General features: G+C 73.3%; 19 protein-coding genes. 12 read left to right on the forward strand and 7 right to left on the reverse strand.

Going from position 1 to position 17,964, the window contains the following annotated elements:
• Nucleotides 1-39 precede the first annotated feature (39 nt).
• From BLV39_RS37425 to budA, 5 genes are all read left to right on the forward strand, one after another.
• Nucleotides 40-1,080, forward strand: coding sequence for a LacI family DNA-binding transcriptional regulator (locus BLV39_RS37425; protein ID WP_090803140.1), 1,041 nt, complete (start codon nt 40-42; stop codon nt 1,078-1,080).
• A 44-nt stretch (nt 1,081-1,124) separates the two neighbouring features.
• Nucleotides 1,125-1,262 carry a cupin domain-containing protein gene (locus tag BLV39_RS43385; protein WP_176985286.1) on the forward strand — a complete coding sequence of 46 codons (138 nt, stop codon included), beginning with the start codon at nt 1,125-1,127 and terminating at the stop codon, nt 1,260-1,262.
• Nucleotides 1,262-1,840 carry an NUDIX hydrolase gene (locus BLV39_RS37430; RefSeq protein ID WP_239084055.1) on the forward strand — a complete coding sequence of 193 codons (579 nt, stop codon included), beginning with the start codon at nt 1,262-1,264 and terminating at the stop codon, nt 1,838-1,840. Before BLV39_RS43385 ends, BLV39_RS37430 begins: the two co-directional genes overlap by 1 nt.
• 95 nt (nt 1,841-1,935) lie before the next feature.
• Nucleotides 1,936-3,615, forward strand: a complete 1,680-nt coding sequence (alsS, locus tag BLV39_RS37435; RefSeq protein ID WP_090803145.1) for an acetolactate synthase AlsS — start codon at nt 1,936-1,938, stop codon at nt 3,613-3,615.
• 2 nt (nt 3,616-3,617) lie between these two features.
• Entirely contained in the window at nt 3,618-4,388 is a 771-nt protein-coding gene (budA, locus tag BLV39_RS37440) for an acetolactate decarboxylase (protein ID WP_090803147.1), read from the forward strand.
• Here budA and BLV39_RS37445 read toward each other — a convergent pair.
• Genes BLV39_RS37445 through BLV39_RS37455 form a run of 3 tightly spaced genes read right to left on the reverse strand, consistent with a single transcriptional unit; the run spans nt 4,385 to nt 7,420 of the window.
• Nucleotides 4,385-5,299, reverse strand: coding sequence for an RNA polymerase subunit sigma-70 (locus BLV39_RS37445; protein ID WP_090803151.1), 915 nt, complete (start codon nt 5,297-5,299; stop codon nt 4,385-4,387). The genes budA and BLV39_RS37445 overlap by 4 nt on opposite strands.
• Nucleotides 5,300-5,301: 2 nt before the next feature.
• Nucleotides 5,302-6,126, reverse strand: coding sequence for an alpha/beta hydrolase (locus tag BLV39_RS37450; protein WP_204082960.1), 825 nt, complete (start codon nt 6,124-6,126; stop codon nt 5,302-5,304).
• On the reverse strand, nt 6,074-7,420 hold the full coding sequence (locus tag BLV39_RS37455) for an MFS transporter (protein WP_090803156.1): 1,347 nt from the start codon (nt 7,418-7,420) through the stop codon (nt 6,074-6,076). The genes BLV39_RS37450 and BLV39_RS37455 overlap by 53 nt, the downstream gene beginning before the upstream one ends.
• Nucleotides 7,421-7,486: 66 nt before the next feature.
• On the opposite strand from BLV39_RS37455, the gene BLV39_RS37460 reads away from it, so the two are divergent.
• Together BLV39_RS37460 and BLV39_RS37465 are read left to right on the forward strand one after the other, a co-directional pair.
• Nucleotides 7,487-8,476, forward strand: a complete 990-nt coding sequence (locus BLV39_RS37460; RefSeq protein WP_090803159.1) for a DUF5937 family protein — start codon at nt 7,487-7,489, stop codon at nt 8,474-8,476.
• Nucleotides 8,477-8,483: 7 nt separating this feature from the next.
• Nucleotides 8,484-8,825 (forward strand): DUF1330 domain-containing protein, encoded by a 342-nt coding sequence (locus BLV39_RS37465; RefSeq protein WP_090803162.1) that lies wholly within the window; start codon nt 8,484-8,486, stop codon nt 8,823-8,825.
• On the opposite strand, the gene BLV39_RS37470 is transcribed toward BLV39_RS37465, so the two are convergent.
• Nucleotides 8,791-9,765: a sugar kinase gene (locus tag BLV39_RS37470; RefSeq protein WP_090803164.1), complete on the reverse strand. Its 975-nt coding sequence runs from the start codon at nt 9,763-9,765 to the stop codon at nt 8,791-8,793. The two genes, BLV39_RS37465 and BLV39_RS37470, sit on opposite strands and share 35 nt — an antisense overlap.
• 21 nt (nt 9,766-9,786) lie before the next feature.
• Here BLV39_RS37470 and BLV39_RS37475 point away from each other — a divergent pair, with 21 nt between their 5' ends.
• Nucleotides 9,787-10,383 carry a bifunctional 4-hydroxy-2-oxoglutarate aldolase/2-dehydro-3-deoxy-phosphogluconate aldolase gene (locus BLV39_RS37475; RefSeq protein ID WP_090803167.1) on the forward strand — a complete coding sequence of 199 codons (597 nt, stop codon included), beginning with the start codon at nt 9,787-9,789 and terminating at the stop codon, nt 10,381-10,383.
• Here BLV39_RS37475 and BLV39_RS37480 read toward each other — a convergent pair.
• Nucleotides 10,373-10,651 (reverse strand): hypothetical protein, encoded by a 279-nt coding sequence (locus BLV39_RS37480; protein ID WP_239084019.1) that lies wholly within the window; start codon nt 10,649-10,651, stop codon nt 10,373-10,375. The genes BLV39_RS37475 and BLV39_RS37480 overlap by 11 nt on opposite strands.
• A gap of 59 nt (nt 10,652-10,710) precedes the next feature.
• Here BLV39_RS37480 and BLV39_RS37485 point away from each other — a divergent pair, with 59 nt between their 5' ends.
• A complete protein-coding gene (locus BLV39_RS37485) occupies nt 10,711-11,913 on the forward strand; it encodes an amidase (protein ID WP_090803170.1) in 1,203 nt (400 codons plus the stop codon).
• 4 nt (nt 11,914-11,917) lie between these two features.
• Nucleotides 11,918-12,940 (forward strand): aldo/keto reductase family protein, encoded by a 1,023-nt coding sequence (locus BLV39_RS37490; RefSeq protein WP_090803173.1) that lies wholly within the window; start codon nt 11,918-11,920, stop codon nt 12,938-12,940.
• Between the two features lie 4 nt (nt 12,941-12,944).
• On the opposite strand, the gene add is transcribed toward BLV39_RS37490, so the two are convergent.
• On the reverse strand, nt 12,945-13,877 hold the full coding sequence (gene add / locus BLV39_RS37495) for an adenosine deaminase (RefSeq protein ID WP_239084020.1): 933 nt from the start codon (nt 13,875-13,877) through the stop codon (nt 12,945-12,947).
• Nucleotides 13,878-13,900: 23 nt separating this feature from the next.
• Here add and BLV39_RS37500 point away from each other — a divergent pair, with 23 nt between their 5' ends.
• Together BLV39_RS37500 and BLV39_RS37505 are read left to right on the forward strand one after the other, a co-directional pair.
• Nucleotides 13,901-15,223 carry an aldehyde dehydrogenase family protein gene (locus tag BLV39_RS37500; protein WP_090803176.1) on the forward strand — a complete coding sequence of 441 codons (1,323 nt, stop codon included), beginning with the start codon at nt 13,901-13,903 and terminating at the stop codon, nt 15,221-15,223.
• A gap of 113 nt (nt 15,224-15,336) precedes the next feature.
• Nucleotides 15,337-16,800, forward strand: a complete 1,464-nt coding sequence (locus BLV39_RS37505; protein WP_090803179.1) for an MFS transporter — start codon at nt 15,337-15,339, stop codon at nt 16,798-16,800.
• Between the two features lies 1 nt (nt 16,801).
• On the opposite strand, the gene BLV39_RS37510 is transcribed toward BLV39_RS37505, so the two are convergent.
• On the reverse strand, nt 16,802-17,875 hold the full coding sequence (locus BLV39_RS37510; RefSeq protein WP_143050060.1) for an Ig-like domain-containing protein: 1,074 nt from the start codon (nt 17,873-17,875) through the stop codon (nt 16,802-16,804).
• Nucleotides 17,876-17,964 lie beyond the last annotated feature (89 nt).

The following is a 17,964-nucleotide window of genomic DNA, read 5'->3' on the forward strand; positions in this document are numbered from 1 at the left end:
GCCGCATCGATCGCTGGCTGTGGCACCCTGGTCACACCTATGACTGAGCTACCCGGCGGTGTGCGGATCAAGGACGTGGCGGCGGCCGCCGGCGTCTCGGTCGGCACTGTGTCCAATGTGCTCAACCGGCCGCATCTGGTCGCCCTGCCGACCCGGCGTCGGGTGAGCGCCGTCATCTCCAAGCTCGGCTTCGTGCGCAGCGAGTCGGCCCGCCAGCTCCGCGCCGGGTCCAGCCGGACGGTCGCCATGCTGGTGCTCGACGTGGCCAACCCCTATCTGACCGATGTCGTACGCGGTGTCGAAGACGAGGTGGCCGCCGCCGGGCTCGTGGTCATGCTCGCGGGCAGCGGCGGGCTGCTCGGCCGGGAGCAGCGCTACCTGGAAATGTTCCAGCAGCAGCGGGTACGCGGACTGCTGTGGAACCCGACCAACCTGGCGCCGCCGCGGGCCGACGCGTTCGACCGGCTCGGCATCCCGATCGTCTTCCTCGACCGGCATCTGGAGCGCACCCACTCGAACGTCGCCGTGGACGACGTGGCCGGCGGCCGGATCGCGGCCGAGCACCTGCTCGCGCGGGGCCACCGACGGATCGCGGTCGTCGGTGGGCCGGCCACGCTGGCGCAGATCGAGGACCGCCGGGACGGCGCGTACGAGGCGATCCGCCGGGTGTCCGACGGCGCCACCTTGTTCCTGTCGATCCCGACCGCCGACCTGACCCTGCGCTCCGGCCGCGCCGCCGCCGACGACCTCCTGGCGATGCATCCCGCGAGCCGGCCCACGGGCGTCTTCGCCGCCAACGACCTGGTCGCCATCGGGCTCCTGCAAGGGTTGCTCGCGCACGGCGTCCGGGTGCCCGAGGAGGTGGCCATCGTCGGCTACGACGACATGGAGTTCGCCGCCGCGGCGGCCGTCCCGCTGACCTCCGTGCGGGCGCCCCGCGCCGACCTCGGCCGGCACGCGGCCCGCCTGCTGCTGGAGGCGATCGTGGAACGCGAGAACGGCACCCGGGTCGCGGCCCAGCACCTGCGCTTCGAACCGAGCCTCGTGCCCCGCGCCTCCACGGCCCACCAGCACTCTTGACGGCGGTGGCGCGGCCGTCGATGCTTCCTGATGATGGCCGGCGGGTGACAGACAAGTCGCCGCTGCCGGGCGACGCCGAGGGCGGGTCGGTGGCCTTCGACGCCGAGCCGGCCGGCCGCAGGACGGGCCGTGGCCTCCAATGCCTGCTGCCGGCCGGAGCCGCACGTACGATCCCGTGGTGATGTCCCATGCGCACGTCGCCGAGGTGGTCGCCGGCTACCTGGCCAGGAATCCGACCGAGGCCGACCGGCTCGCACCGCTGACCGGAGCGCTGGCCGCCAAAGCCGGACCCGACATCGTCTCGCGAAAGACCTTCGTGCCCGGCCATGTGACCGCGTCCGCCGTCGTGCTCGATCCGGCCGGTCGCATGCTGCACATCCGGCACAACGTCTTCAACAGGTGGCTCCAGCCCGGCGGGCACCTCGAGCCCGGCGACACGACGCTGCTCGGCGCGGCCCGCCGTGAGGTCGAGGAGGAGACCGGGATTCCGTCGCACCTGCTGACCCTGGCCGACGAGACGCCGTGCGACGTCGGCGTGCACGCGATCGCCGCCAACCCGGCCCGGTCCGAAGCCGCGCACCACCACTTCGACGTCCGCTACCTGTTCACCACGGTCACCGAGCCGGCCACCCGGATGCGGGCCGACGAGGTGCACGGCATCGCCTGGCTGCCGCCCGACGAGGTGGAGCAGGACTTCCGGCAGAAGGTCAGGGCGTGGGCCACCGGGACCTCCCCTGCCGGGGGTGTCGGTAGGGCTTGACCGGGTAAGCGCTGCGGGAACCCTCCGGCCGAGCCGGACACGCGCGGTGTTCGGTGCCCAAAGGTGAGTCGGAGCGGCCAACCGGAGGTGCTCCGATGACCCAGCCGCACGCCCGACCCGTCCGCACCGCCGACCGGCTCGTCGAGGGCCTGGCGGCGCAGGGCGTCCCGTACATCTTCGGGGTGCCGGGTGCCAAGATCGACCAGACGTACGACGCCCTCAACGACGGTGGTCCGGAGCTCGTGGTGTGCCGGCACGAGCAGAACGCCGCGTTCATGGCCGGCGCCGTCGGGCGGCTGACCGGCACGCCCGGCGTCGTGCTGGTGACCTCCGGACCGGGCACCACCAACCTCGCGACGGGTCTGGTCACGGCCAACACCGAGGGCGACCCGGTGTTGGCCCTGTGCGGCGAGGTGCCGCTCACCGATCGGCTCAAGCGCACGCACCAGTCGATGAACGCGGCCGGCCTGCTGGAGAACGTCACCAAGTTCACGGAGGAGATCACCGACCCGGACACCGTGCCGGAGGCGCTCGCGAACGCCTTCCGCGCCGCCGTCAGCGACCGTCGGGGCGCCGCCGCGCTGGTGCTGCCGGACGACCTGATGGCCGCGCCGAGCGCCGCCGGCACGCTCACGCCCGCACCGCCGAGCGCCCTCGGACCCGCGCCCGCAAGCGACATCGCGCGGGCGGCTGAGCTGATCCAGGCGGCCCGGCGGCCGGTGCTGCTGGTCGGGGTGCGCGGCGCCGACCCGGCTGCCTGCCAGGCGGTCCGCGAACTGGTCGCGGCCACCCAACTGCCGGTCGTGGAGACGTTCCAGGCCGCCGGCGTGGTCTCGCGGGAGCTGGAGTCCCGCTACGTCGGGCGGATCGGGCTGTTCAAGAACCAGCCCGGCGACGCCGTCGTGGCCAACGCCGACGTGCTGGTGACCATCGGGTACGACCCGGTCGAGTACGACCCGCGCCTGTGGAACACCGACGTCGAACGCACGATCGTGCACATCGACGTGGTCCCCGCGGACATCGACAACCATTACCGCCCGGCGGTCGAGCTGCGCGGCGACGTCGACGCCACGGTCCACGCGTTGGCCCGCCAGCTCGACGGCCTGGAGCTCTCCATCGAGTTCGAGGCCGAGATCGCCCGGCAGGGCGAGGCGCTGGCCGCGATCGACCGGTCGGCGGGCAGCCCGTCACGTGGCCCCGGCGGCGTCAACCCGGCGTGGCTCGTGCTCCAGCTCCGCGAGCACCTCGACGACGACGCGATCGTCGCGGTCGACATGGGCACGAACTACATCCACATGGCCCGCCACTTCCGGGTGTACGAGCCGCGGCACCTGCTGTTCAGCAACGGCCAGCAGACGTTGGGCGTTGGCCTGCCGTGGGCGATCGCCGCCAAGCTGGTGCGGCCGGACACACAGGTCGTGTCGGTCTCCGGTGACGGCGGCTTCCTCTACAGCGCGATGGAGCTGGAGACCGCGGCCCGCCTGGGCAGCAAGCTCACGCACGTCATCATGCGCGACAACAGCTACGACATGGTGAAGTTCCAACAGGTGCTCACGTTCGGCCGCGAGTCCGGCGTCGAGCTCGGGGACTACGACATCACCGCGTACGCGGCCGCCTTCGGTGCGCACGGCTATCGCCTGGACGGGCCCGACGAGTTCGCGCCGACGTTGCGGCGGGCCCTCGCCGAAGAGGGAGTGTCCATCATCGACGTTCCCGTCGACTATTCACACAGCGGCGACATCGCCGCACAGCTGCACGAGGAAGTACTGATCTGACCATGGACAGCGAAGCATACGGCCGGTTCCGGGCGTGGGGTCGCGCGATGATCCACGACGGGCACGCCGACGAGATCTACCAGACATCGACCATGGGTGCGCTGCTCGACGGGCTCTACGACGGCGACGTGACGATCGCCGAACTGCTCCGGCACGGCAACTTCGGGCTCGGCACCTTCAACCACCTCGACGGCGAGATGGTCGTCCTCGGCGGGACCTGCCACCACCTGCGGGCCGACGGCAGCGCGCGGGTCGCGGAGCCCACCGACCTGACCCCGTTCGCCACCGTCACCTGGTTCCGGCCGGAGACCACGCTGCGGGTCACCGATCCGATCGACCGCAAGGACCTGCTCGACCGCATCGACCGGGCGTTGCCCACCACCAACCTGACCGCCGCCGTCCACGTCACCGGCCACTTCGACGCGGTCGAGACCCGCACGGTGATGGAGCAGAAGCCGCCGTACCCGCCGCTGACCAAGGCCACCGAAGGGCAGGCGGTCACGACCTTCCGCGACGTCGACGGTGACCTGGCCGGGTTCCGCTCGCCGGCCTACGAGCAGGGCATCTCGGTGCCGGGCTACCACCTGCACTTCCTCACCGCCGACCGCGACCACGGCGGCCACGACCTCGACTTCACCCTGGTCGAGGGCGAGGTGCGGGTGGCCACCGAGACCGAGCTTCACCTCAGCCTGCCGCGTACCGCCGCGTTCGCGAACGCGAACCTCTCACCGGACAACATCGCGGGCCAGATCCGCCAGACCGAGGGCGGTTAAGCCGGTGTCGTCCGCAGCACGGCCGGATAGCCGAAGCGGGCGACGTGGTCGGCCCCGGTGAACAGGACGATGCCGCGCAGGCCCGTCGGAGTCGGTGACAGCAGCACCACGCCGAAGGCGGCGCCGGCGCGGTAGACCACCACGGCCGGCTGGTCGTTGGCGGTCACCGGGAACATCGCCCACTCGCCGGGCTCGCCGAGCACCGAGGCCAGATAGGGCACGCAGACGGCCTTGCCCGCGAACCAGGTGCGCGAGGGTACGACCTCGAGCGTGGCGTCCTTGCGCAGCGCCGCTTCCAGCGCGCGCAGGTCGCTGTTGACGAACGCGGCCAGGTACGCGTCGAGCTGTGCCAACGCCTCCGGCGAGTCCGGGTCGGACAGTGGCTCGCCGCGCGCCGCGTCCAGGCGGGCCCGGGCCCGTTGCAGGCTGCTCTTCACCGCCGGCACCGACATGTCCAACATGGACGCCACCTCGGTCGCGGGGAACTCCAGCACCTCGCGCATCAGCAGCACCGCCCGCTGTCGGGGCGGCAGCAACTGCAGGCTCGCCACCAGCGCCAGGCGCAGGCTCTCGTGCCGCACCACCGTGTCGGCCGGGTCGTCGGCGAAGGGCTGGAGCCACGGCACGTCGAGGTCGACCGTGCCGGGTGTGGTCGGGTCGTCGGCGGGCGCGCCGAGGCCGGAGGGCAGCGGGCGGCGGGCCCGCTGCCCCAGCGCGGTCAGGCAGGCGTTGGTGGCGATGCGATAGAGCCAGACCCGCACGGACGCCCGTCCCTCGAAGCGCTCAGCGGCCCGCCAGGCCCGCAGGAAGGTCTCCTGCACCACGTCCTGCGCCTCTTCGGCCGAGCCGAGCATGCGGTAGCAGTGCGCCGTCAGCTCACGGCGATACGGCTCGAGCTCTCCCGCATCCATCCTCACCGCTCCAGTCTCGGTCGTACCCAGTCGGCGAACCGCCGGATCGCGTCATCCGCCTCCGGCGCGCGCCCGGCGGCCATCTGGAAGGTGTGCTGCTGCTCCTCGAACACGTCCCGGCGCACCTCCACGCCGAAGTCGCGGGCGCGCTTCTCCAGCATCCGGCTCTCGTCGAGCAGCGTCTCGTCGGCACCCACCTGGATGAACATCGGCGGCAGCCCGGTCAGGTCGGCATGGAGCGGGTTGGCCCCGGGGTCGTGCGGGTCGCGCCCGGCCAGGTACATCGCGGCCAACTCCCGCACCACGTCCCGGTAGAAGAACCCGTCGCGTTCGGCGTTGATGTCGAAGCTGTCGCCGCTGACCGCCATGTCCACCCACGGCGAGATGAGCAGCAGCGCGGCCGGCGCGGGCAGGCTCCGGGCGCGGGCGGCCCGGGCGGCGGTCACGGCGAGACCGCCACCGGCCGAGTCGCCCACCAGGACGAGCCGATCGAAACCCTGGGAGACCAGATCGGCGTACGCGGCCAGCGCGTCGTCGAGCTGTGCGGGGTACGGGTGTTCAGGGGTGTGCCGTTGGTGCGCGATCAGCGCCGGCACGCCGACCGCCTTGGCGAGATGCCCGTACAGCTTGCGGTGGGTGAAGACCGACCCGCTGACGAAGCCGCCGCCGTGCAGGCAGAGCAGCGCGGCGCGGCCCCCGTCGGTCCCGTGCGGCACGAGCCGCAGCCCGTGGTCCACCTCGACGTAGTCCACCCCGCGCGGCTCCGCCGTCAGGTCACCCCAGTGGTCGTCGGTCTCCCGTGGCTCCGGCTCCGGCGGCGGGTTCAAGCGGTCCCGGGTCCACGTCCGGTACATGCGCTCCACGGCGCTCGACTGTGTGCTGGCCATCGTGGCTCTCCTTCCCTCTGCCGGTGTTGACCGCACCGGGGTCGAGAAGGAATCGGCTCTTGGGCACCAGAAGCACGGTCGTGACCGTGGTCACACCGGCCAGGGCGACCGCCCAGCGCGGTGCCGTCAGTGAGGCCAGCGCGCCGAACACCGCCGGTCCCACGCCTTGCAGCGTCATCAGGCCGGTGGAGAGCAGGCCGAAGGCCTGGCCCCGCCCGCGTTCCGGCACCGCGTCGACGAACGCCCGCTGCACGCCGAGCGAGTACGCGAACCCCGCCCCGCTGGCCACCATCAGCACTGAGCAGACCAGCAGCGGTGGGTCGAAGGCGAACGCCACGGGTGGCAGCCCGAGCAGCAGCACCAGCGGCGCCACGAGCCGGACCCGGGTGTCCGGCGGCACCAGCCGGCCGACCACGAGATGGCCGACCAGCATGCCCAGGGGCGAGCACGCCATCAGCAGCCCGACCGCGCTGGCGGGGAAGCCCCGCGTCGACGCGTACGCGACCATCAGCGCCTCGGCCCCGACCACGAACGCCGAGGGCAGCCACTGCAGCAGCAGCAACTGCCGGACCCACGGGTCGGCCAGCAGCGTGGTGTTGCTCGCCCAACTCTGCCGCACCGCGCCGCCGTCGGCCGCGGCCGGCACCGCGGGCAGGTCGGCCAACCCGAACCGGACGATCAGCGCGGCGACGAGGTGGCAGGCGGCGGTGAGCAGCAGTGCCCGCTGCGCGCCGAGCGCGGCGATCGCGACGCCGCCGGCCGCGAGCCCGAGCAACTGCGCGCCGCCGGACGCCATGCTGCTCAGCGAGCGTCCCAACACGTACGCGTCGCCGGTCAGCACGTCGGCGACCAGCCGGCCGGAGGCTCCGTTGAACACCGGAGTGCCGATGGCGACGACGGCCACCAGCGCCAGCCTGGCCCAGGTCGGCAGCGGGACCAGCGCCAGGGTCAGGGCGGCCACGCACTCCGCGCCGTAGCCCGCCACGATCAGCGGCCGGGGCCGGAGCCGGTCGGCCAGCGAGCCGAACAGCGCTCCGCCGAGCACCTGCGGCAGGAAGCCGATGGCGAAGGTGATCGCGGACAGCAGAGGTGAGCCGGTCGCCGCGAACACCAGCACCGAGAGCGCGACGATGCGCAGTGCGTCGGCGGCGATCGCGATCGAGCGGCTGGCGAACAGGACCCGGAAGGCCGGCACCGCGAAGACCTCGCGGTAGGTGGCGGACTGTGTGCTCACTGCCGCAGCCTGCGGGAGGCGCTGCCCCGGTGGCCAACGTTACGGTTCTGGCCGTAACGTCAAGGTATGCTCCGCTACCTCGTCGACCAGGCTGACCTGCTGCACAGCCGGTTCGCGCTGTCGCCGAGCTTCGAGCTGGAGAACCTGCTCCGCTACTTCGACGGCACGGACCGGCACGGCCCCCGCACGCCCGGCCCAGCCGTCCGGCTGCGCCCCGCGTTCGAGCACCTCCGCCGCACCGACCCGGCCATGCGGGCCCTGCTCGCGCTGCACCACCCGCACGGCGGCGCCGACTTCGTCGCGCCGCCGCCGACCCGAGCGGGGCTGCAGACCATCGAGGACGACCTCGAGGTGGTGCGGTCGGTGCCGCTGGCCGTCGCCCGCGCCGAGATCGCGGTGTGTCTGGCCGCCCGGCCGGCGGAGGACCCGGACGCCCGGGAGGTCCTCGCCTCGCCGGACGTCGCGCCGCTGCTGGCCGATGGCCTGCGCCGTGCCTGGGACGCCCTGCTCGCCGCCGACTGGCTCCAGCTTCGGGCGATCTGCGAGCGCGACATCGTCTACCGCTCCGGCCTGCTGGCCCGGCACGGCTGGGCGGCGGCGCTCGACGGGCTGCACTCCCGCGTGCGCTGGCGGGACGGCCGCATCGAGGTGAGTCGCATCCTGGACCGCGATGTCGTGGTCGGCGGCCGGGGGATGACGTTCATCCCGTCGGTGTTCATCTGGCCCAGCATCGCCGCACACTCCGACGACCCGTGGGAGCGCGCCATCATCTACCCGGCGCGCGGAGTCGCGCAGTGGTGGGGTGCCAAGCCGGCGCCGCCGTCGGCCGCCCTGGAGGAGCTCATCGGCCGGACGCGGGCGCGGATCCTGGTCGCGCTGCGCGAACCGGCCAGCACCACGCAGCTTGCCCGGTCGCTGGCCCTGCCGATCGGCTCGGCCGGCGACCACCTGCGCGCGCTGCGCCGGGCCGGACTGCTGGACGCCGCCCGCTCCGGGCGCTCGGTGCTCTACCACCGCACGCCCCTGGGCGACCTGCTGGCCGCCGGCGGGGGATGATGCGGTCATGACCGCGTACGCCCTCGCTCATCTCAAGAACCCGACCACCAACGCCGACATCGTCGACTACATCACCCGGATCCAGGACACGATGGATCCGTTCGGCGGCCGATTCCTCGCGCACGGACCAAAGGTCGAGGTGTACGAAGGGGAGTGGCCGGGCTCGGTCGTGCTGCTGGAGTTCCCGGACGCCGACGCCGCGCGCGCCTGGTACGCCTCGCCCGCCTACCGGGAGATCCTGCCCCTGCGCCTCGCGCACATCGACGGCGACACGATCCTGTTCGACGGCGTCCCGCCGGGCTACGACCCGCGCGTCACCGCCGAGAAGCTGCGCTCCCAGCTGAGCTGACCAGCGCGCGGGCCCGGGCGGCGTCCGGCAGGCCCTCGTTGTCGCCCGGGGTGGCCACCACGCCCGCGGCGAACTGACTGCCCAGCCAGGCGGCGCCGCGAGTGTCGATGCCGGCCAGCCGGGCCGCCAGGTAGGCGCCGGCGAACGCGTCGCCCGCACCCACCGGGTCGACCACCCGCACCGCCGCCGTGGGCAGGTGCACCGGGCCGTCGTCCGTCGCGTAGAAACAGCCGTCGGCGCCGGCCTTGAGCACGACCTCGCCGACGCCGGCGGCGCGGGCCAGGGCGAACACCTCGGCCGGGTCGTCGGTGCCGAACAGCGCCGGCGCCTCGTCGCGACCCAGCACCAGATAGGCCGTGTACGGCAGCAGCCCGACCAGCGTCTCGCCGACCGGCCGCAGCCCGGGCCGCAGGTTGGGGTCGAGCGCGACCGCGACACCCCGGGCGTGTGCCTGCCTGGCCAGCCGCACCACCGCGCGCTCCGGACCCTCCCCGAGCGCCGCCGTCAGCCCGGAGACGGCGACCAGCCGTGGCGTCGCGGCCAGAGCCCGGTCGGCGTCGCCTTCGTCCATCGTGGACGCCGCCGAGCCGGCCCGGTAGTAGTGCACCCGGCGCGCGCCGTCGGGGCGTACCTCCTTGAAGAACACACCGGTCGGGAAGTCGTCGGCGGTGGCCACGAGGTCGGTGTCGACGTCGAGCGCCGTGGCGGCGGCGAGCACCCGCCGGCCGAACGGGTCGGCACCGACCCTGCTGCAGAACGCCGCCCGGGCGCCGGCCCGTGCGGCGGCCGCGAGCAGGTTGAGCTCGGCCCCGGCGACGTGCACCGAGGCCATCGCACAAGCGTCCAGGGGCGCGCCGCCGACCGGCTGGACGAGCACCATCGCCTCACCCAGGCCGACGATGTCCGGTGCGGCGGGGCTGCGGTTGACCGGTGGGGGCATGCGGGCTACCTTGCCATTCCGATGACCGACTTCGCGACGCTGCTCCGCGGCAAACCCCTGATGGCCATCCTCCGCAACGTGCCGATCGAGCGCGCGGTAGCGCTCGCCGAGACCGTGTGGGACAGCGGCCTCGGCGCGGTCGAGGTGCCGATCCAGACCCCCGAGGCCGCCCGGTGCCTGCGGGCGGTGGCGTCGGCCGCGGCCGCGCGTGGCGCCGTGGTCGGTGCCGGCACGGTAGTGACCGTCGAGCAGGTGAGGCTGGCGGCCGACGCCGGCGCGGTGTTCACCGTGGCGCCCGGGCTCGACCTCGACGTGGTCGCCGCGAGCGCCGCCGCCGGCCTGCCGCACCTCCCGGGCGTGGCCACCCCGTCGGAGGTGCACCACGCGCGGAAAGCCGGCTGCGACTGGCTGAAGGCGTTCCCGGCCGGCTCGCTCGGCGCGGGTTGGCTGCGGGAGATGCGCGGGCCGTTCCCCGACGTGCGGTTCGTCGCCACGGGCGGGATCGGGGCGCACAACGCCCGCGACTTCCTCGCGGCAGGCGCGGACGCGTTGGGCGTGGGTGGTGCGGTGACCCGCGAGGGCGGGCTGGCCGAGCTGCTGGCCGTCCTCAGGGCGTGACGTCGGAGCTCGTGCGCAGGCGGCGGCCCCAGGTCAGGTAGGCGACCGAGCCGACCGGCTGCACGAAGATCGCCGGCCACCAGAGCGCCTTGGGCCCGCGCACCAGGTGCTGCGGACGGCGCATCAGGTCGAGCGCGGCGGCGGTCGTGCAGACGACCTCGAACGCGGCCAGGGTGACCACGCCGGCCCGGCGGAAGGTGCCGAGGCCTGCCCAGAACTCGCGCAGTCCGGCGGCCTGGGTCGGGCGCGGGACGCTGTCGTCGGCCATGTTCCGAACGTACCCCCGGACCGGCCCGGCGTCGGGCCGCTCGCGTAGTTTGGTGCCCGATGGCACCTCTCGACCTGGTCAGGCCCCGGTCGCTGGCCGACCCCCAGCCCCTCTCCGCGTGGCTGGACAGGATCGACGCGGTCGACCCCGTGCTCCACGCGTTCCTGCCCGAGCCCGACCGCCGGGCGCGCCTGAGCGATGCGGGAGTCCCGCTCGGGGTCAAGGACATCTTCCGGGTCGACGGGTTCCCCACCCGGGCCGGCTCGGCGCTGCCGCCCGAGCTGTTCGACGGCCCGGAGGCGTCCCTGGTGACCCGCCTGCGAGCGGCCGGCTTCGTGGTCGCCGGCAAGACCGTGACGGCTGAGTTCGCCAGCGCGGCGCCCGGGCCGACCCGCAACCCGCACGACCCGACGCACACACCCGGCGGGTCCAGCAGCGGCTCTGCCGCGGCCGTCGCGGCCGGGATGGTGCCGGTCGCGCTCGGCTCGCAGACCCTCGGCTCGGTGGTCCGTCCGGCCGCGTTCTGCGGCGTGGTCGGCTTCCGCCCCACCCACGGCCGGGTCCCGGCGGACGGAATGGTGCCGCACTCGCCGTCGCTGGACACGGTCGGCTGGTTCACCGCCGACGTGGCGAGCGCCACGCGGATGGCCGCCTTCGCGTGTCCATCGTGGACGCCGATGGTGCCCGACCGCGCACCGGTGCTAGGTGTGCCGTCCCCGGTCTATCTCGCACGGGCCGGCGCGGCGGCGCGGGCGGCGTTCGAGGAGCGGCTGACGGCGTTGCGGGAGGCGGGTTTCGTCGTGCGTACCACCGACTTCCTGTCCGATGTGGAAGACAATGCGGCGCGATGCGTGGCGCTCAACCGGTTCGAGCTCGCCCGCACCCACGCGGCCTGGTTCCCTGAATACGGCGACCGCTACCGCCCGCAGACCGCGGCCGCGGTCCGCCAAGGGTTGGCGGTCACGCTCGACGACTACGCCGAAGCGACGCGCTGGCGGCGCGAGTTCGTCGCGGCCTTCGACGACGCCGACGTGGACGTCTGGGTCACCCCGGCCGCACCCGGCACCGCACCGCGCGGACTCGACAGCACCGGCCACGCCGCCATGTCGGTGCCGTTCAGCGTGCTCGGGGCGCCTGCCCTGAGCGTTCCCGCGGGCCACGACGCACAAGGACTGCCCTGGGGCATGCAGCTGGTCGGAGCGCGCGGCGCCGACGAGCGCCTGCTCGCTTGGGGGGCGACCATCGCACCAGCGCTAGATTGATCACATGGAGCATCGTGCGCTCGGCCGGTCCGGTCTGTGGGTCAGCGAAGTCGTCTACGGCAACTGGTTGACACACGGCGAGACCGTCGACCGCGCGACCGCGACCGCATGCGTGCGGGCGGCGTTGGACGCCGGCATCACCACCTTCGACACCGCCGACGTGTACGCGCTGGGCGCGGCCGAGCAGGTGCTGGGCGAGGCGCTCCGGGGCGTACGCCGGGACTCCGTGGAGTTGGCGACCAAGGTCTGCCTGCCCACCGGCGACGGCCCGAACGACCGCGGCCTGTCCCGCAAGCACGTCCTCGAGTCGTGCCACGCGTCGCTGCGCCGGCTGGGCACCGACCACATCGACCTCTACCAGGCGCACCGGTTCGATCCGAGGACGCCGCTGGAGGAGACGCTGGTCGCCTTCGACGACCTGGTCCGGGCGGGCAAGGTGCGCTACGTCGGCGTATCCGAGTGGACCGCGGCGCAGATCGCCGAAGCGCTGGCACTCGCCGACGAGTGGGGCCTGGCCCGCCGCATCGTGTCCAACCAGCCGCAGTACAACATGCTCTGGCGGGTGATCGAGCCCGAGGTGCTGCCGCTGTGCCGGCGCGAAGGCATCGGCCAGATCGTCTTCCAGCCGTTGGCGCAGGGCGTGCTGACCGGCAAGTACCAGCCGGGCGCCGCGCCGCCGGTCGGCTCCCGGGGCGCGGGCTTCGGCCGCGCACCGCGCTTCATCGGGCGGGTGCTCGGTGACGCCGTGCTCGACCGGGTCCAGCGGCTGCGGCCGTTGGCCGACGAGGCGGGCGTCACGATGGCCCAGCTCGCGATCGCCTGGACCCTGGCCACCGACGGCGTTAGCGCTGCCATCATCGGCGCCACCCGGCCGGAGCAGGTCACCGAGAACGCCGCCGCCGCAGGTGTCCGGCTGACCCCCGACCTGCTGACCGAGATCGACCGAACCCTTGGCGATCTGGTCGACACCGACCCGACGAAGACGGCCGACATGTTCGCCGTCAAGGCCGAGTGGGCGAGAGCTTAAGAAGTCACCTCAGGAGGACTTCCTTGAGCGCAGCGGGCGCGGCGCTCGCGGTGATGGAGCAGCGGGCCAGGTCGGCCTGTTCGGCCGGGTCGCTGGTGACCAGCGCGTACTGGGTGGTCAGGTCTCCGCCGAACAGCAGCGGGTCGTCGGTGCCCAGGGCGACCGGGACGCCGGCCGCTCGGAGCTCGCGGATCGGTAGCTCTGTGATCGCCGCGACGCCCAGTGGGGGATAGGACGTCGGGCAGACCTCCAGGGCGACGCCGCGTTCGGCGAGCAGGTCGCGGGTGGCGGGGTCGTGCATCGCGGCCAGGCCGTGGCCGATCCGGTGGGCACCGAGCACCGTGACGCAGTCGGCGACGTGCGACGCCGGGGTGTAGAACCCGCCGTGCGGCACCACCAGCAGCCCGGCCTCGGCGGCCAGCCGGCAGGCCGGCGCCAGGTCCGCCACGCTGCCCAGGCGCTCGTCGTTGGACAGTCCGAAACCGACGACACCCCGGTCCGCGTACGCCGCGGCCAGCTTGGCCAGTCGCAGGGCGTGCTCCGGCCCCGCCGCCCAACTCGCGGCCACCACGATGCCGACCGGGATCGGGGCGCGGGCGGCGCCGGCCAGGGCCGCCTCGACCGCGCCGTGCAGGCTGCCCGCCACCACGGCGTACGACGTCGGGTCGACCTGGAGCTCCACCCAGCGCGCGCCGCAGGCCGCGTCGTCCTCGGCGGCCTCGACCACCACCCGCTCGATGTCCTCGGGGCCGCGGATCGTGGCGCGGGCCAGGTCGTATCGCTCCTGGAAGGCGGCCCATTCGTGGACCGTGCCGGCGACGAACGGCGGCGGCAACGGAAGGCCGGCGCGGGCCGCCAGCTCGGCCAGCGTGCTCGGGCGCATGGCGCCCGTGAGATGCAGATGCAGGTTGGTCTTGGGTAGCGTCGCCGCTGTCACCCTCGGAACACTACGGAGGCACCGTGTCTGTCGAAAGCAGCACCGCCGCGGCCGCGGTCGCCGCGCGTGAGCTGGCCACCTGGTCCGGCGCCCGGCGACGGGACGCCCTGCACGCGGCCGCCGACGCCCTCACGGCCGCCGCCGGGCCGATCATCGAGACGGCGATGGCCGAGACCGGCCTGCCCCGGCCGCGGATCGAGGGCGAGCTGGCCCGCACGACCGGCCAGCTCCGCCTGCTCGGTGACTTCGTCGCCGACGGCCGGGACCGCCCGGTGGTCCGCTCGGCCGGCGCCGCACCCGGTGGCGGCGACATCGTCTCGGTGCGGGTGCCGATCGGTCCGGTCGCGGTCTTCGCCGCCTCCAACTTCCCGCTGGCCTTCGGTGTGCTCGGCGGCGACAGCGCGTCGGCGCTCGCCGCGGGTTGCCCGGTGGTCGCCAAGGCCCACCCGGCCCAGCCGGAGACCGCGCGGCTGGTCGAGGCCGCGGTCAAGCCCGCGCTCGGCGACGCCTTCCGGGTCGTAGAGGGCGGCGCCGACGTCTCGCTCGCGTTGGTCCGCGCACCGGAGATCCGCGCGGTCGGCTTCACCGGCTCCGCGGGCGGTGGCCGCGCGCTTATGGACGCGGCCGCCGCACGTCCCGACCCGATCCCGGTCTACGCCGAGATGGGCGCGCTCAACCCGGTGTTCGTCTTCCCCTCCGCGCTGGGCGACGAGCGCTGGCCGGCGACGCTGGCCGCCGCGGTGACCGGCTCGGCCGGGCAGCTCTGCACCAAGCCGGGCCTGGTCGTGGTGCCCGACGACGCGGCCGGCGCCGCGTTCGCCGACCGGCTCGCCGCCGAGGTCGCCGGGACGCCGGTGTTCGACCGCATGCTGACCCCGGCGATGGCCGCCGAACACGCCGCCTGGCGGGACCGGGCACCGGCGGCCGAGGGTGCGGCGACCGCGCCGGACGGTGGTGCGGCCCCGTTCGCCGTGCGGGTCGCCGGCGCGGCGCTCGACGGTGAGCTGCTGGCGGAGCACTTCGGCCCGACCGTGGTGATCGCACAGTCGGCCGTGGACGGTTACGGCACCCTGGCCGGCCGGCTGGAGGGCAGCCTGACCGCGACCGTGCTGGCCGGCGAGGGCGACGACGACGCGGTCCGTGCGCTGCTGCCGGCGTTGGTCGACCGGGCCGGCCGGGTCATCTACAACGGGGTGCCGACCGGGGTCGCGGTGGTCGATGCGATGCAGCACGGCGGTCCGTGGCCGGCGGCCTCCGGCGCGTTCACGTCGGTGGGCACCGCCGCGGTCGAGCGCTTCCTGCGCACCGTGGCACTGCAGAACCTTCCGGAGCGGCTCGTTCCGTAGGCGGAAGTGGCCAGTGGTGCCAGCGGTTTCGGCGACGGCCGGAACCGCGACGACCTGCGGGAATAGGCTGAAGGGCGGATCTGGACCTCTCAGCGAGGGCGAACCTTCACCCTATGGCGGCACCCCCGAGGCAACGCGTGACCAGGCAGGCCGCGCAGCCGCCGCGCGCCCGGGGAATCCTGGTGCTGGCCATCTGCTGCTGCAGCATCTTCATCGTCGGTCTGGACACGAGCGCGCTCAACGTCGCGCTGCCGTCGATCCAGCAGGACTTCAACGCGTCGATCCAGGGCGCGCAGTGGACGCTGGCCTCGTACATGCTGGTGCTCGCGTCGTTCCTGATCGTCTCGGCCTCGATCGGCGACCGGATAGGCCGGCGGCGCGTCTTCCAGGTGGGGCTGGCCGTGTTCGCGCTCGGCTCGCTGCTGTGCGCGCTGGCGCCCAACCTCGGCTGGCTGATCGCGTTCCGGATCCTGCAGGGGCTCGGCGGCAGCATGCTGAACCCGGTCGCCCTCTCGATCATCACCAACACCTTCACGGAGCGGCGGGCGCGGGCCAAGGCGATCGGCTTCTGGGGTGCCACGGTAGGCGTGAGCGTCGCCGCCGGCCCGATCCTGGGTGGCGTGCTGGTGCAGGCGTTCTCTTGGCGGGCGATCTTCCTGATCAACGTGCCGATCGCGATCACCGCGTTCATCCTGGCCGGCCGCTACATCCGCGAGTCGATGGCGGCCAAGCACCGCCGGCTGGACCTGTTCGCCCAGGTGCTGCTCGTCCTGCTGGTCGGGTCGCTCACCTACGGGATCATCGAGCTGCCGATGAGGGGCATGTCGCCGTCGATCCTCGGCTTCTTCCTGGGTGCCATCGGGTCCTTCGTGGTGCTGGTGTGGTGGGAGATGCGCCGGCGAGAGCCGCTGATCGACCTGCGCTTCTTCCGCTCGCCGCCGTTCTCCGGCGCCACCGCGATCGCGCTGCTGGCGTACACGGCGCAGGGCGGCTTCCTGCTGCTCAACACGTTCTACCTCCAGGACGTGCTGGCGTTCTCGCCGGTCGAGGCGGGCCTGGCGATCCTGCCGATGGCGGCGTTGCTGGCGGTGTTCAGTCCCGTATCCGGGCGGGTGGTGGCCCGCTACGGCCCACGGCCGTCGCTCGTCATCGGTGGCCTCTCGGTCCTGGTGGCCGGCGTGATCACCGTGATCCCGCACAGCGACCCGCACTACTTCCGGCTGTTCTTCATGTACTGCCTGATCGGCTTCGGCCTGGGTTGGACCAACGCGGCGATCACGAACACGGCGGTCGCCGGAATGCCCAACCGGCAGGCCGGCGTCGCCGCGGGCATCGCCTCCACCATGCGGCAGCTCGGCCAGACCCTGGGCGTGGCGATCATCGGGTCGATCATCGCGGGTCAGGTGGTCGAGGTGGCCCAGACGCCGGCGTTCATGCGGGCATACCACATCAGTTGGGCGGTGATCGGCGCGATCGGCCTGGCGAACCTGGTCATCGGGTTGATCTCCACGTCGACGCGCGCCATGCGTTCGGCAGAGCTCAACACCGAACGCATGGGCGCGGCGGCCCGCGACTGAGCTACCTCACCTTGAGGGTGGCGGTCGCGGTCTGCGACTTCCCGTCGACGGTCAGCCGGTACACGAAGCTGTCGTTGTGCTTGACCGTGTTGCGGTAGACGAAGCCCTTGCTCGTGGTGCGCACGATCGTGCCGTACGCCGGCGGGGTGACGATCTCCAACGCGGCCGAGGTGGTGGCCGCGTCGTTCACGAGCACGCTGATCGTCTTCTGCTCGCGGTGGGCCACCTGGACCGTGTCGTCGACCGCGTGGGGTGCCTCGGTGAACGCGCCCCGCCCGTTGCCGATGAACTGCGCGACCTCGCCGGTGTCCCCGCTCTCGACGCGCACGTCGCGCTTGCTGTCACCGTTGGCGTCGAGCGCGTCGACGGCGTAGTAGCTGCCGTCGTCACGCAGGACGACCCGCTCGCCGTCGTCGAGGATGACCACGGCCGCCGTGTCCGGCACCTGCGGGTAGGCGCCGGTGTATCCGATGACCAGGTCGGTGGCGCCGTTGCGGTCGAAGTCGGCGAACTCGAAACCGAAGTCCAGCGCCTGCTGGCGCACCGGACCCGGCACGAGCTGCCCGGACGGCGTGTTGAGCCAGGTGAGGATGCCGCTGCCCTGGTCGGTCCACTCGTACACGTCGACGAGGTCGTCCTTGTTGAAGTTCTCCAGGCCGATGAAGCTCGGCTGGTTGATGGCGTCGAAACCGCGGGTCGGCGTGAAGTCCTCGAGCACGACCAGGTCGCTGTCGACCCCGGGCGTCAGCCCGTTGAAGTAGGCCAGCACGAGCTCGGCCGTGCCGTCGCCGCCGAGGTCGACGATCACGCCCAGGTCGGGGCAGTAGCCGACCTCGGACGGGTCCGGCCAGGTGTAGCGGGTGGCGGCACCGAATCCGCCGCCGGGCTGGCCGAGCGCGACGTCGACGCCGCAGTCGTCCGCCAGGTCGACCAGGGTGGCCCGGTCGGTGCGGCCGTCGCCGTTGACGTCGCCGAGCAGTGGGTCACCCGGGCCGCCCGCGTGCGCCGGGCCGGCGACCACCGTCGCCGCCAACGCGGCCACGGCCAGTGCCGCAAGAACTCGCTTAGCCCTCAATTCGCGTCCTTCCCCCGTGTGTTCCCGGCCCGCGAGGCCGGGTTGAGTTGGCGGACCGTAACGCATCCCGCGCGGACGGTAACAGCGCG

The organism is Asanoa ishikariensis (assembly GCF_900107455.1).
GTDB lineage: Bacteria > Actinomycetota > Actinomycetes > Mycobacteriales > Micromonosporaceae > Asanoa > Asanoa ishikariensis.